This is a genomic window from Flavisolibacter ginsengisoli DSM 18119 (genome assembly GCF_900129295.1).
Classification (GTDB): domain Bacteria; phylum Bacteroidota; class Bacteroidia; order Chitinophagales; family Chitinophagaceae; genus Flavisolibacter; species Flavisolibacter ginsengisoli.
Map to the genome: position 1 here is coordinate 1 of NZ_FQUU01000032.1, position 14,910 is coordinate 14,910.

Here is a 14,910-nt window from a genome sequence, read left to right on the forward strand (position 1 = left end):
GTTTTAAGTGTTTTTGAGCTGGTTCCGTTGCGGCTATTGGGATACTCACAGGCATCAGGAGCATGCTTTTCATAGCCTACATGATTGTCCATTTCTGCCTGAAGCATCTCCTGGATAGCTTCTTTAAAGACTTGTTGCAATAAATCGCTGATGCCACCAGCGCTGGATTGCCGCTTTACCTGCTCTTTGAGCAAAAGCTTTAATTGTTCGCTGACTTCCATAAAAACAACTGTGTTTTAAAGTTAACTAATATCGTCCGGCAACAGCAGCTGAGGTAATCCTAATCACCCAACTGCTGTGCCTCACTATCCCTTTACACAGTTATCTAAACACTACCAAAAGTGTCAACCTATTTTGGAACTACACATAATCTTAGTTCTATTATGCAACGTCTATGTAACGCCTATGTGCCGCCTTTGTGCCGCCTATGTAACGGCTCTTTAAAGAGACGGTACATAGATGTTACATACCTGGAGGAGCGTTCGTGTATGCATAAGAGATGGATAGAAGAGAATGAAACCGGGAAAGTCTTACAAAGCGCTTACCCTATGAGCATCCAGCCCGAAGCTTTAACGGGGAGCTTCGGGTGCATTGACTGACCGTCTTTCATTTAGCCTGGCCCCTGCTACGATAAACGTGACTTTTTTTACGCATTACCGAAAGAGTATTGTATTAGTAAGCATTTATACTTATTTTTCCGGTACCAATATCTGCTATGCTGCAACTGCTAAACCAAATCAACCTGAATTTTTCTGCCTTTAAATTCAGCATCCTGGCCTTTGTCACGGCATTCATTATAGCAATGCTGGTCATGCCACCCCTTATAAGGGTCGTTAACCGTTTCCATCTTTTTGATGTTCCGGATGACAGAAAAGAACATATTACACCTATACCCACCATGGGAGGCATAGCCAGCTTTTTGAGCCTGATCGTAGCCTGCCTGCTCTGGTACCGGTTCACCAATGACATCCTGACCATTTCTTTTTTCTTTTCCATATGCACCTTGTTTGCAGTGGGCATCATGGATGATATACGAAATATGCCTGCCCGTTATAAATTGGTAATACAGGCTGCAGTGGCCTGTTTGATAGCTTTCAGCGGCATAAGGATAGAAAGTTTCAATGGCCTTTTTGGAATAGAGCAACTGCCCGTAGCTGCCCAGTACACCATAACTATTATTACTATAACAGGAATTACCAATGCTTTTAACCTGATAGACGGCATTGACGGACTGGCAGGAGGCATTGGATTCATGAGCCTTATTATTTTAGGCATCATCCTCAATTTATGTAAAGACGGCAATAGTGCTATCATAGCATTTGCTTTAGGAGGTGGATTACTGGGCTTTTTGTATTATAACTTTAACCCGGCCCGTATATTCATGGGCGATACAGGTTCACTGGTATTAGGTTTTGTGGTGGCAGTACTATCCATTGAAATTATCCAGCTTAACTCGGGATTACACTATGGAGTTATCATTTCAAATGCGCCCGTATTTGCTCTTGCGGTGGTAGCCATCCCGGTATTCGACACTTTACGGGTGTTTACTATAAGGACATGGCAGGGCAGATCGCCTTTTTCGCCGGACAAAAATCATATTCATCACTTATTGACCAATAATGGCTGGAGCCATAGCTTTACTTCCAGGACCATTTGCTTATTGCATGGATTTCTACTGGCATCGGGATACTTTCTTAAAAATATACCCCAGTTACCAGCCATCGGGATCCTTATCGCCATCATGCTTTTGGCCACTTTTATTTTTCAGCGCTTGAAACCTGGCAGTTCCACACTTATTCCATCAGCTGAAAGGTCCATGGCCTCTTAACCATTTAAGAAATAAGGATAACTGGATGGTAAATTGGAGATATTTACCCGGAAAACTCAACTTATTTGATGGACAATACATATTTATTTCCAGGCATTCCGGTTTAAATGCGGCAATTGGCCTTCATTTATTCAGAAAAAACATGGGTAGGCCATACTTGGGTATAACCCTTGCATTTTGGTCGGTACATTTGCACTAAACATATAAAAAAAACTATTAGAGCATAATTTTGATAGTTATCTTATAATTGATGATAGACCGAATCCGCAGGCTTTCCCGCTTTGAGTCCCCAACAAAAAATGATTGGGGTATTTATTTTGCTGCCTTTATCATACTTCAGATACCCGCCATTTTGAATTTTTATCGGAATGATGGATTGAACAATGGGTATACGCTTTTTGCTGAATCATTGCTACATGGCCATTTGTTCCTTCCCGAAATGAATTATTACGGGGATATGGTGCATTATGGAAATCATTATTATTTACCTTATCCCCCGCTGCCTTCACTTATATTAATGCCTTTTGTGGCCATTTTTGGGGCCGGCCAGGTAAATACAGTTGCCATTGCCACGTTAATATCCTGCATAAATCTTTACCTGTTATACAAAATACTGGTTCACTTACTCATTCCTCAAGCCTACTTTAACTGGCTATTGCTTGCATTTATTTTTGGAACCGGCTATTGGTTTGCCCTATTTACCAGTCATCATGTGTATGCCTTTGCCCACATTATCTCCATATTGTTCCAGTTTTTATTGATCAATGAAGTTTTAGGGAAAAAAAGATGGTGGCTTGCCGGAATTTATATTGGATGTACTTTCCTCACACGCCAGTTCACTGTTTTTTATGCTGTATTTGCCCTGGCCTACCTGCTCTATTTGAATAAGAAGTCAGGTCAAAAGCTGCAGTTAATGCTGGTATTACAACTTATTTTCCCCATTGGTTGCTTTATAATTATATACATGGTATATAACTACCTGCGTTTCGGGAATGTGTTCAATACAGGCTATGATTATATACTGTTTATAGGGGTGCTTAAGGAAAGAGTGGATCATTTTGGTGTTTTCAATATCAGGTATTTTCTTTTCAACCTTTATTCTGTTTTGATCAAGGGGTTCAATATTGAATTTAAGGGAAATACATACCTCAATATTAAGGATATGGACCTTTGGGGCACCTCACTTCTGGCAGCAAGCCCCTTTCTAGTGGCTAGTTTCAAAGCCCAATGGCCAAAATATCTTAAAGTTGGGGCCTGGATAACGGTGCTTATTATATTAACAGGACAATTATTTTATCATAATAACGGTTTGGAACAGGTCAATACCAGCCGGTTTACCCTCGATTTTTTACCCCTGCTATTTGTTTTAACCGCGCTGGGCGCATCTTCCATACCAAAATGGCTTTTTAAGGGCATGGTGGTTTATGCTGTTTTATTGAACATTCTAAGTTTTGCCATACATTTTATTTACCAGGGCTAAAAGTATAAATGGTATAAAATATGAAGTAGTAAGGAAGTCAGGCACAAGAGATTCCACAATTTTGAGGAATATCCAAATGGCTTGGTTTTTGAAAAAGTATTAAATATTATTTGTGACCCTAAAAAAAAATTGTATGAACCATTTAAAAATTATACTTTTAGACCTTTAAGAGAAGTCTTATATTTCTATCTGCGACCACCCGGTCTCATAATACCTTTGAACAACCGTCTTCAATACTGCTTGAGCAAACCACGTTCAAGAATCCTTATTGAAATTTCCAGATAGCTTGTTATCCGATCCAAACCCTAGCCCGGCTTAATGCCCCTAATATTCCAATGCCTTGAATTGCCATAGTTCAGTAAGACCTGTACCCCGATAACGTGAGATTCTAATCAACCCTATTGTACTATGAGCAAAAGTATTTTAAGTGTAAATGGCAACAAAGCCATGAACTACCTGTTACAGACGATCTTTGAAAAGGAATATCGGTTTGTACCCGTAGCGGACGTTTTTCAGGCAACACACCAGTTGAGAATCAATAAACAGATTGGTGCCCTGATAGTAGATGTGGATTTTCAACCCCAACAAAGTTGGGAATTGATACAACACATCAAGAGCAGCAGGCTCTTTAAGATACCTGTGATCGTATTAGCTACTGAAAATAATGATTCAGTAAAGCAGAAATCGTACGAATTTGAATTGGACGAGATATTTTTCAAACCCTTTAATCCGGTGGACCTGATTGCAGCTATTAAAAACCTCACATCAGAAACGATGCTGAGTAATGTTTAATCCTGTAATTAATAACCCAAACCCTAAAACCAGAAACAATGCAAGCAGATCTATTAAATAAGGCTACTCAAGATGAAACCAGGAAGTATTTACGGGTAGCTACCATTACTAACGAAAAAAGCCCTCTATTTTTCCTCTATGTTGGTAAAAATGATAATTCTATCAAGTTTTTACTGAATACTACCATCTCAGGAGTGATCGCTGAGAACATGGAGAATGCGAAAAAACTTATTAAATCAGAGAACTTTAATGAACAAACAGTAGACGTCATTATACTGGATGTGCCTTATAATCCCGGGGAACTGAAAAGCTTTGAAAGCTTTATCAGGTCAATGGGTAAAGGTTATAGCTCTATTCCTGTAATTTATAATGAATGCCAGCTACCCAAAGATCAACTGGAATTTTATACCAGCATTGTTGATGATGTTATAGACCTCTCTAACTGGCAGTTTAACTTTTCCAGTAAGATATCATTCCTTAAGAAAGCAAAGGAATATAATATGGCTTTACACCAAAAGGAAGAAAGTGTAAAACCTGAATACTCCATATCTAAAAGATTACTGGATATCATCCTGTCTACATTATTACTGATAGTGGCCTTGCCTATTTTGGCACTGATAGCCCTGGCTATAAGGCTGGAATCCAAAGGACCCATCTTTTATGCAGCCAAAAGAGCAGGACGAGGCTTTAAAATATTCAAATTTTATAAGTTCAGGACAATGGTAGTGAATGCCGACAAGAAAATAGAGGCATTGGCTCACCTGAACCAATATGGTCAAACCTCCAATGGAGCCAAGTTCTTTAAAATTGCCAATGACCCCCGCATCACTAAGGTTGGTAAATTTCTTCGTAATTCCAGCCTGGATGAATTGCCCCAGCTTTTCAATGTTTTAAAAGGTGATATGTCACTTGTTGGAAACAGGCCCTTACCTCTTTATGAAGCTGCAACCCTGACAACTAATGACTTCGTTGAGCGTTTCATGGCACCCGCTGGTATCACAGGGTTATGGCAAATCAAGAAGCGTGGAAAAGCTGAAATGTCTATAGATGAAAGAATAAGCCTTGATATCTCCTATGCAAGACAGGCTAATATTCTTTATGATTTCTGGATCATGGCAAAAACCCCTGCAGCACTGTTACAAAAGAGTGATGTTTAATTTTGTATTCTAATTTCATTTAGAATTGTAGAAAGTTTTCCAGCTTAAAAAAGCAGGCTCAACAATTGCTATAATTTTATAGCTGCATAATTATGTGGCGGAAGTATTATAATACAGATAATGAACTTTATTCTTGTATAATCTTGAATCAACCCCTATGCAGGCAAAAAATAAAACGATTTTCCTTTTTGGATATGGCAGGTATGATCATCTGTATGAATCAGTAAGCTTTATCCTGGCAAAGGAATTCGCCAAGAACAACCATACTGTTTACTATATAGATTATCCCTTTACTACAAGGGATGCCATGAGGCTCAAGAATACAGAATCTTATAAAGTGAGGAAGGATGCTTTTGAAGGAAAGAATGATGGCATCCTTTCTACATCCATCCCTAATTTAAATATTCTTATAGTTCCGCCTCTTTATTCTCTTCATTTTTTACCTGAGGGAAAGATCTACAGAACGCTTTTACGTTTAAACGACAAAAAGATAGCAGAACGTATCAATAAGATCATTGCCAGGGATAATATCAGGGATTATATATTTATCAACTCGTGGGTATTTCATTATCCTAATGTTACTCAATACCTGCATATCAAGCCTTCGCTGAAGATCTACCATTGCATTGACCCGGTCATCATGCCTTACGATGCCAAACATGGTGTGATATCGGAAGATATCCTGGTAAAAGACAGTGACCTGGTGGTTTGCACCAGCCAAAAGCTTTGTGATGAAAAGAAGAAAGTTCATCCAAAGACGTTTTTTGTTTCCAATGCAGCAGATATTAAGCACAGCATACTTGCCACTGATAAGAACCTCCCGGAATATGAGGGCCTGGCCCAATTTAAAAAACCAATTATTGGCTACTTTGGCAACATAGAAAAGCGCATTGACTATGCCATGCTAAGAGATGTAGCCTTAATGAATAAGGATAAAAGCTTTGTTTTTGCGGGCCCTGTTGAGAAAGAATATGTACCGGGATATATTGATAGCATTGATAATATCCATTTTATAGGACGTATACCTTACGCTCAACTGCCCAACGTGCTGAAAACCTTTGATGTTGCTATCATACCATTTAGGAGGTACGAGGACAGCGCTACGGTTTTCCCAATGAAGTTGTTTGAATACCTTGGATCGGGAAAGCCTGTAGTGGCTACAGACTTCAACCTTGACCTGAAGAATTTTACCGGGGAATTGGTACCTTACTGTTCCACCGCAGAAGAATTCTCAGCAAGTATCAATAATGCGTTGCATAATGACACCGGGGAACTGAGGCAGGCGCGCATTGACCTGGCATGCCAGCATACCTGGGAAAGCCGGGCAGCAGCCTTTGAAGAGATCATGATGAATGCTTAGGATTTTAAAAGTGAATTACCACCTTGAACCGCTTATGATTAAAACATTTGTTTTAACTTAATTCTGAACCATGTTTACAAAATTGCTCAACAAATTTTTTGGTCTTTATATCCACACCCGGTATAAAAAAATGGATAGCAACCTGCGTTATTTCATACGGGACACTTACCATTGTGAACTGGCCCAGTGGAAATATGTGGTGAAGGACTACATCACCAAGAAAAAATACAAGACCATTTCTTATTGTGGTGAATTTGGCCCTGAATTACAATTCGTATTGCCTTTTGCTTACTGGCATTATAAAAACGGAACTTTAAAATCAACTTTATCTTCAACTTTTACTTCTGAGTTTTATTATTTCTCGCCCGATCATAAAGAAGTCTTTGACGTAAGGACCAATGAGGGCAATTTTAATTACGAGGTGCCAAGGGTATTATACAGCCACGATTATGATATGAAAAAATGGTTGCCTGTACCCTTAAAAGATGTCTATAAAAATGATATATACGTTTATGAAAAACCTACGCTTATTGTAGCAAACAGGTTTAATAAGGAATGGGATGGCCCGCCTATATCTTTTTTAAGCATTGAAATGCTTGATTACATTTTTGAAAATCTAAAGGATTCCTACACTATAATTTACAACAGGCCCGGAGCCCAGCATATCACTATGGACAACAGTGATATTTATGAGCTGAACGAATTGGGATGGATAAAGACCAATCACCCCGAAGTCATACTAATGGACGATCTGTTTAAGGAAAATAAAGGAGGCGCCAAGAACTTTAATCATCTGCAATTATTAGTGTATGCCAACTGCGAGAATTTTATATCTACGCATGGCGGCACTTCGGTTTTGGCCAGCTATTTCAAAGGGACAAATGTGATCCTCTCCAAACAAGGGCCGGAACACACTTTTAACTGTTTTAATACATTATACCCCAAGCTTTCAGGGGCAAAGATATTCCATGCGAAAACGGATAATGAACTCATACAATTTGTCAATTCGCAGTTCAACGTCCGGAAGAGACAAGCTGATTTGGTATAATAATAATGGCCGGGTTTCCGGCCATTATTGTTATACCCATGTTCATTATTTTCTTAGTATGATAAGCTTTACTGAATATCTTATCTAAGGCTTTCGTAGATCTGCAGCAGCTTTTCTGCAGATGCTTTCCAGGTAAAGCAGGATGCCCTTTTCAAACCTCTTTCTTTCAGGTCTGCCAATAAATTATTATTGGTTAATGATTTGTGCATGGCAGCGGTAAGTTCAGCCGGCTTATACGGATCTACCAGCAAGGCTGCATCACCCGCTATTTCAGGCATGGAGGAAGTGGAAGAAGTAATGACAGGTGTACCGCAGGCCATGGCTTCAAGAATAGGCAGGCCAAAGCTCTCACGTAAAGAAGGATATAAAAATAAAGTGGCCGCGTTATATACAAGGGGTATCTTATGGTGAGGCACATAACCAGGAAATATAAACATATCAATGAGTCCTGGTTGCTTAAGCTCTTCAAGAATCCTGATCACTAATTCTTTTTTATAATCAAGCAATACCAGGGGGATTTTGTTTTCATGTTTTAGACATAAGTCAACGTAGGCTTTTATAACATTGAGTGTATTCTTTTTGGGAGCCGTGTTGCCTAGAAACATGACAAATTGAGCAGGAAGGTTAAACTCAGTCCTTAGTTCCTCCACCTGTTTTTGACTATAGTTATTGTTGAACTGAGGACTTACCCCGTTATATAAAACCTGCACTTTACCTTCAGTTGAAGGCAGGCGTTCAAGTATATTTTGCTTTTCAAATTCTGAAACTGTAAGGATAAGAGAAGCTTTATTTACAATTTTTGGTACCAGCCACCTCCGGTAAAGATTTCCCAGGTTTTGATAGGCAGTGCCTTTAAAATCTACATTTTCCAGGTAAATAATATCGTGAAGGGTCAGTAGCAGGGGAATGGAACATTTCAAGGGAGCTGTATTGGCTGTGCAATGCAGGAGATCAATCTTCCTGCTTTTTAGCTTTCCAGGCAACTGAAACTGTTCCCAGTCGACATAAGTTAAAGCTGAAAATTTATCAAGGGTGAAATTGCTGGTTTCAACGATGGTATTATCGTCTACTCCTTTACGACTAAATATTACGTATTCATTCTTATAGTCAAGCTGCTGAAGATTTTTGATCAGTTCAATAGCCACTACATCCATTCCGTGTTTCTTAGGCCTGAAAATGCGCTGTGCTTCTATACCTATCCGCATACAATACAATGATTAAGTACCGGTCATTTATTATGACTGGTATTGAAAGATTATGACACCCTTACCCATTCCTTTTTATCAAAATCATACTTTTTGATAACCCGCGCAGGGTTACCTACCGCAACAGAGAACGGAGGTATATCCTTGGTAACTACTGCACCTGCGGCAATGACACTATGCTTGCCAACGGTGACACCAGCTGTTAGTACCGCATTCGCTCCTATCCAACATTCATCTTCTACAACGATAGGCGCCGTGGTAACTTTTTGTTTATCTATTGACAGGGTAACATCTTCATAGCTGTGATTTAAGCCACTCATTACGATGTTCTGGGCAAATATGACTGAATTACCTATAGTAACCGGGCCAATGATGACATTCCCCATGCCTATCCTTGTTTCATTTCCTATGATCACATCTCCTACCCCATTATTAATGGTGCAGAAGTCTTCAATTGTTGAAAAGTTGCCGAGTTCGAAACGGTTAAACGGCAAAACATCCATACGCGTCCTTCTTCTGACCACGGCATTTTTACCGATCTTATGGTAAAAGGGATTGACAAACCAACTGACCCATTTGCGGGGCCTGGCCTGGTAAGAAGGAATGATAAGCCAGTGGACGAATCCTTTTAATTTTTTATTGCCTTTGATTTTTTCTTTTATCGAGGACATTATTTAGAATCTTAAACTATTATGGTGACAAAATCACCTGTAAAATATACGGTTTATAGAAAGAAAAAGAAAATGCTCCGTAATTACAATTGAACCTGCTTTGCTTTTACCAGCAATGCAATTTTTTCCATTATCGTTTTTATGGTATCAAGGATATACTTCCAGATATTACCGAAATTTACCCCTATGCTTTTCTTAAGAATGTTATACCAGACAATGGTACCCAGGACAGTGCCAATGACATTTCCAATAGCTGCACCATATGGACCAAACTGGATAAAACATAAATAGTTCAATCCTGCATTAATACCAACAAACAAAACATTCAACAGGAAACATAGTCTTGCCTTGCCTATATATAATAAGATGTTGGCAGCCTGGTTTTGTATTGGCTTTACCAAACCTGAAAGCATGTACATCTGGAGAATAAAGGAAGAATCAGCATACTGTGAACCTGCTATAAGATTTACTACGAAGTGAGGAAATATAATGATGAAAAGAGCTGCCGGCGTAGTAAAGCATAACAAAATGCCCACCATCCGTTCATACATATATTTTACTTTATCTGAACCTTCACTCATGTCTACCTGTGAAACCTTGGGCAACAATATTTCAGCTGCAGAATAGGAAGGAATTTCCACCAGGGCGCTGATACGGGTGGCAGCATTGTAACTGGCCACCATGCTTTTGCTTGAAGTAAAACGTGCGATCATTAACTGGTCCAGGTTGGAAAATATACTGGATGTGATGCCAATACCGAATATATAACCTCCAAAACCCAGTAATTTTTTGATCCATGCAATGGTGGGGTTAAATACATATAACAGGTGTTTTTTGCCAAACAGAAATAGTACAAGAGCCCCAAGCACAATGCTTGCAGACTGGTAAATGGCAAGGTGCACCAGGGAAAATGGGATCTTCAACAACTGGTGTCCTACTACCAGGGAAAAGAATAAGACCTGCCTTGCAAAATAGCCGGCAAAAACAGATTTGAAATCCAGGTGCGATTGTGATACTGCTTCAAAATGGGAAAAGTAAACAAGGGCTATCATTCCCGGGGTAAACCAACGCAACATATCTTCTAACTCTTTACCGGTATGCAGCCAATTGCTTAAATACCCTGAGAAAAGAAAAAGAAAACAGATAAACAAAATGCTTATGGATGCATTGACTAACAATGATGAAGAAGCAATGGCCGTCTTTTCCCTGTTACTGTTTCCCACAAATTTGATGTGGGCATTTTTCAACAGGTTTGATTTTGTAGATTCAAACAATGTGGTAACTACAAGAAAGAAAGCCCACACACCCATCTGCGGTTTGCTAAGGCTCCTGATCAATATCAGGAAATTGACAAAGCCAAAGAGGGTCAAGGAAAACCGCTGTAAAAAAGTATAAAAGGCAGATCGGATCCAGTATGACGAAAGGTATTTTTTCAAGGGTATTTATATGCGTTTAAAGGGTGCGTTCAAACATACAGAAAAATGCAGGACTCTTTTTAATATCTTACCCATTACTATAGCCGGTTAGAAACCCTGAAATTTCCACAAAGTAAAAAGAATCCTGCCTATTGTCCAATTACCGCGCCTATTCTGTAAAGTGAACATAGAAAATAAAAGATAATATGTGCGCCTGTACTTTCAGAATAAACCCCGGCAAATACTAAGAGAAACTACTAATTTATATTTTCAAAATCTCGAATTTCTACTATAGTTTCCAATTGCGATTATCTTTACTTTAGTCCCCGGGAAGATACCAGCATTCAACACGTTGGTACCTTTTTAAGGACAATCCAAATCCTAAAATCCAGTCACTATGAAAAGCCAGAGAGTTTTACTCTTATTGGTGCTATGTGCTACTATTATAAGTAACGCAAATGCACAGGTACAAACACCTAAGTACATAACTACCACAGCTAACTCCGGTGGTTATTACGAATACTTACCTTCCACTTATAATTCTGATGCCAGATCCTATCCACTGATCGTCTTTGTTCATGGACTTGGGGAATTGGGGAACGGCACCTCAACAGATTTACCCAAACTGTTGAATTGCTGGTATGCCCTTCCTCGATTAATCAATGATGGTGGTTTCCCCAAATCATTTACAGTTGATGGTCAGCAACAAGGATTTATTGTAATATCTCCGCAGTTTAAAGCCTGGCCTTCCGGATCTGACGTTAACGATGTTATTAACTATGCAGTTAATAACTATAGAGTAAACCAAAACAGGATATATGTTACTGGCCTGAGCATGGGCGGCGGTGCTACATGGGATTTTGCATCAGCTTATCCCACAAGGGCTGCAGCCATCGTTCCTGTATGTGGCGCTTCATGGCCCGACCAGGGCAAAGCACAGGCAATTGCCACTGCGAAATTGCCGGTTTGGGCTACACATAATGATTTTGATGGAACCGTTCCTTCTTCCTATACAAAAGACTGGATCACGAACATTACAAATGATGGAGGAATTGGTAAAAAAACAATATGGCCAGTAAACAGTCATGATGCATGGACAAAAACCTATGATCCGACCTTTAAAGAAAATAACCTGAATGTGTATGAGTGGATGCTACAGTATTCTAAAAACACTGTTGTTCAAAGCAATATGCCACCTACAGCCAATGCAGGTGCAGATCAGAGCATAACCCTGCCTACAAATTCCATAAGCTTAAATGGAGCTGGCAACGATGCTGATGGATCTGTTGCTTCCTATACCTGGAGCCAGGTATCAGGTGGGACAGCAAGCATAAGCACCCCTTCATCAGCATCAACTACGGTTGGTGGCTTGGTCCAGGGAAATTATGTTTTCCGTTTAACAGTTACAGACAACCAGGGAGCAACGGCCAGCGATGATGTAACTATCACTGTTAACCCGGCCCCTTATTCCGGACCTAGTTATAAAATAGAAGCAGAGAACTGGAGTGCTATGAGCGGGGTAAAAACTGAACCTTGTTCTGATGCCGGTGGTACACTGGATGTAGGCTGGATAGATCAGAATGATTGGATGGAATATACTTTTTCAGTTCCTGCAGCCGGTGCTTATACTGTCAATCTGAGGATATCTACCCCTTATACCGGGTCACAATTTCAAATTAGTAACAGTAGCGGTACTGTATTAAGCACTGTTAATGTGCCTGTAACAGGTGGATTCCAAACATGGCAAACAGTACCCGTTACATTGAATCTTATCGCGGGCAATCAAACCATTCGCCTGCAATCTGTATCAACTACCGGATGGAATATTAACTGGCTGGAGATATTGGGAGGCGAAGCTCCTAACCAGGCGCCAAAAGCTAATGCAGGCGTTGATAAAGCAGTTACACTTCCGGCAAATTCAGTTACATTAATTGGTAATGGATCTGATCCTGATGGTACAATAGCGTCTTTCAGCTGGAGCAAAATGAGTGGTGGTAATGCAGTTATTGAATCTCCCTCAACTGCTTCTACTACTATCAGCGGACTGGAACCCGGAGCTTATATTTTCCGCCTTACTGTTACAGACAATAAAGGTGCTTCTTCATGGGATGAGGTGAACGTTATGGTCAGTGATATACAAACCGGATCATCATCTCCAACAGCTAATGATTTTGAATCTTACAAAGCTTATGATGGTCAATATGGATATGGGTTAAACCCAGGTTGGTATGGTTCAAACTGGAGTACCCAACAAATTATAGACCTGGGTGCCGGCAATACGGTTAAAGGTATTGGTGGTAAGGCATTCAGAATGCAGATCTATGATAACTACCTGGGTTGGTATGGTGACAGTTCACTGATTGGGGATTACGAACATCTGAAGATGCTTGGGTCAACTGAAACTACAGTAATGATCGGTGGACCAAGAGATGCCAATAAATGGGATACTGCTTTCTATGCCGGTACGGACAGTAAGGCCAAAGTTTTCAAAGGGCTATATGAACCCATATTTATTAATGGTGAAGTAAACCCGAATAACACGTTTGCGGCCTATTTATATAAAGTGGTTAAGATCTATGGAAAATATATAAAGTTCTACGAAGTATGGAATGAGCCAGATTTCACCTATGGTGATGGTGGCTGGTTAGGAGATTCCAACCCGCCCAACCCAAACAGCTGGTTTTTCCATGATCCAACCCCTGAGGACCTTGTAAATCTCAGAACACCGGTTCAATATTACATCCGCATGCTTCGCATTAGTTGGGAAGTAATTAAAAAGTACCAGCCAAATGCTTATGTATGTACCGGTGGTATAGGCAACCGTTCCTTCCTTGATGCTTTACTTCGTAACAGCGATAATCCTAATGGCGGCCAGGTAACCAGTGAGTTTCCTTTAAAAGGAGGAGCCTATTTTGACATTCTTTCATTTCATACCTATCCTGAATTTCTTTTGCGCAACTGGGCTGAAGCTGGTGAACCAGCAAGTGCTGATGGCTTTTATTATTACCGTCATTCTGATTCTGCTATTGCCAAACACCTGATGATCAAAAACAGGATGGATGCATTATTACATAGTTATGGATATGATGCCAGTAACTATCCTGCAAAGCAATTTATTTGTACCGAAACGGGGATGAGCCGCCAATCTGATGCCAGCCAATTTGGTGGTAATGAAGTGCAGCGTAATTATATGATCAAGGCGCATGTGAAAACACAAATGGATGGCCAGATCAAGCAAACCTACTGGTTCAGCAGCGCGGATGGTGCCAATGCCGCAACAGATCATTGGGATGCTTTTGGCTGTTACTATTATTTTGGTGACAAACAACCATATAATGCCACTCCCACTGACCAGGGTATAGCCATGAAGACGACCTCTGATCTTTTATTTGGTCGCACTTATGATGCTGCAAGAACAGCAGCGCTTAACCTTACTCCTTCCCTTGATGGAGGAGCCTTCAAGGGTAAAGATGGAAGTTATGTATATGTATTATGGGCTAAAACCACTACAGACCTATCGGAATCAGCATCGGGAAAAATTAGTTTCCCTGCATCTATAATTCCATCAGGGAATCTTGTAAAAAAAGACTGGAACTTCTCAAAAACGGATAGCAGTACTATAATAAGTAGCAATAATGTAATACTTACTGGTACACCTGCTTTCTTCCAGGAATCACAGGCGCCGGCTGCCAATCAACTTCCTGTTGTCAATGCAGGTGCTGATCAAAGCATTACCCTGCCTAAGGACAGCACCCTGCTTAGTGGTACAGCAAGCGATGCTGACGGATCTATTGCCAGCTACAGCTGGAGCCAGGTATCAGGACCATCTACTGGTTCCATTGCCACTCCTTCTGAAGCTTCCAGCCTGGTAAAAGGCCTTAAAGAAGGCACCTACCAGTTTGAACTGAAGGTTACAGACAATGGTGGTGCTGTTTCAAAAGATACAGTTGCCAT

The 14,910-nt window shown here is 40.2% G+C and carries 11 protein-coding genes; 7 read left to right on the plus strand and 4 right to left on the minus strand.

Features of this window, described 5'->3' with window-relative positions:
* Window positions 1–221, minus strand: a 221-nt coding sequence (locus BUA53_RS20375; RefSeq protein ID WP_175546130.1) for a transposase, incomplete at its 3' end; no start/stop codon positions are given.
* Between the two features lie 494 nt (window positions 222–715).
* Between BUA53_RS20375 and BUA53_RS20380 the strand changes: the two genes are divergently transcribed.
* The 6 genes from BUA53_RS20380 to BUA53_RS20405 all read left to right on the plus strand — a co-directional run bounded on the left by BUA53_RS20380 (window position 716) and on the right by BUA53_RS20405 (window position 7,665).
* Window positions 716–1,828, plus strand: a complete 1,113-nt coding sequence (locus BUA53_RS20380; protein ID WP_072837245.1) for a glycosyltransferase family 4 protein — start codon at window positions 716–718, stop codon at window positions 1,826–1,828.
* Window positions 1,829–2,078: 250 nt separating this feature from the next.
* The gene (locus BUA53_RS20385; protein WP_072837246.1) at window positions 2,079–3,308 is read left to right on the plus strand and encodes a glycosyltransferase family 39 protein; all 1,230 of its coding nucleotides are present in this window, start codon (window positions 2,079–2,081) and stop codon (window positions 3,306–3,308) included.
* A gap of 408 nt (window positions 3,309–3,716) precedes the next feature.
* Window positions 3,717–4,100 carry a response regulator gene (locus BUA53_RS20390; protein WP_072837247.1) on the plus strand — a complete coding sequence of 128 codons (384 nt, stop codon included), beginning with the start codon at window positions 3,717–3,719 and terminating at the stop codon, window positions 4,098–4,100.
* 38 nt (window positions 4,101–4,138) lie between these two features.
* Complete coding sequence (locus tag BUA53_RS20395; protein ID WP_072837248.1) at window positions 4,139–5,257, plus strand: sugar transferase; 1,119 nt, start codon at window positions 4,139–4,141, stop codon at window positions 5,255–5,257.
* Window positions 5,258–5,414: 157 nt separating this feature from the next.
* A complete protein-coding gene (locus BUA53_RS20400; protein WP_072837249.1) occupies window positions 5,415–6,617 on the plus strand; it encodes a glycosyltransferase in 1,203 nt (400 codons plus the stop codon).
* A gap of 70 nt (window positions 6,618–6,687) precedes the next feature.
* Window positions 6,688–7,665 carry a hypothetical protein gene (locus tag BUA53_RS20405; RefSeq protein ID WP_139256534.1) on the plus strand — a complete coding sequence of 326 codons (978 nt, stop codon included), beginning with the start codon at window positions 6,688–6,690 and terminating at the stop codon, window positions 7,663–7,665.
* 80 nt (window positions 7,666–7,745) lie between these two features.
* Here the strand turns inward: BUA53_RS20405 and BUA53_RS20410 are convergent, their stop codons facing one another.
* The 3 genes from BUA53_RS20410 to BUA53_RS20420 all read right to left on the minus strand — a co-directional run bounded on the left by BUA53_RS20410 (window position 7,746) and on the right by BUA53_RS20420 (window position 10,977).
* Window positions 7,746–8,870 carry a glycosyltransferase family 4 protein gene (locus tag BUA53_RS20410; protein WP_072837250.1) on the minus strand — a complete coding sequence of 375 codons (1,125 nt, stop codon included), beginning with the start codon at window positions 8,868–8,870 and terminating at the stop codon, window positions 7,746–7,748.
* A gap of 50 nt (window positions 8,871–8,920) precedes the next feature.
* Entirely contained in the window at window positions 8,921–9,541 is a 621-nt protein-coding gene (locus tag BUA53_RS20415) for an acyltransferase (RefSeq protein ID WP_072837251.1), read from the minus strand.
* Between the two features lie 83 nt (window positions 9,542–9,624).
* Window positions 9,625–10,977 (minus strand): oligosaccharide flippase family protein, encoded by a 1,353-nt coding sequence (locus tag BUA53_RS20420; protein WP_072837252.1) that lies wholly within the window; start codon window positions 10,975–10,977, stop codon window positions 9,625–9,627.
* A 376-nt stretch (window positions 10,978–11,353) separates the two neighbouring features.
* Between BUA53_RS20420 and BUA53_RS20425 the strand changes: the two genes are divergently transcribed.
* A partial coding sequence (locus BUA53_RS20425; protein ID WP_072837253.1) for a PKD domain-containing protein occupies window positions 11,354–14,910 on the plus strand: 3,557 nt, incomplete at its 3' end.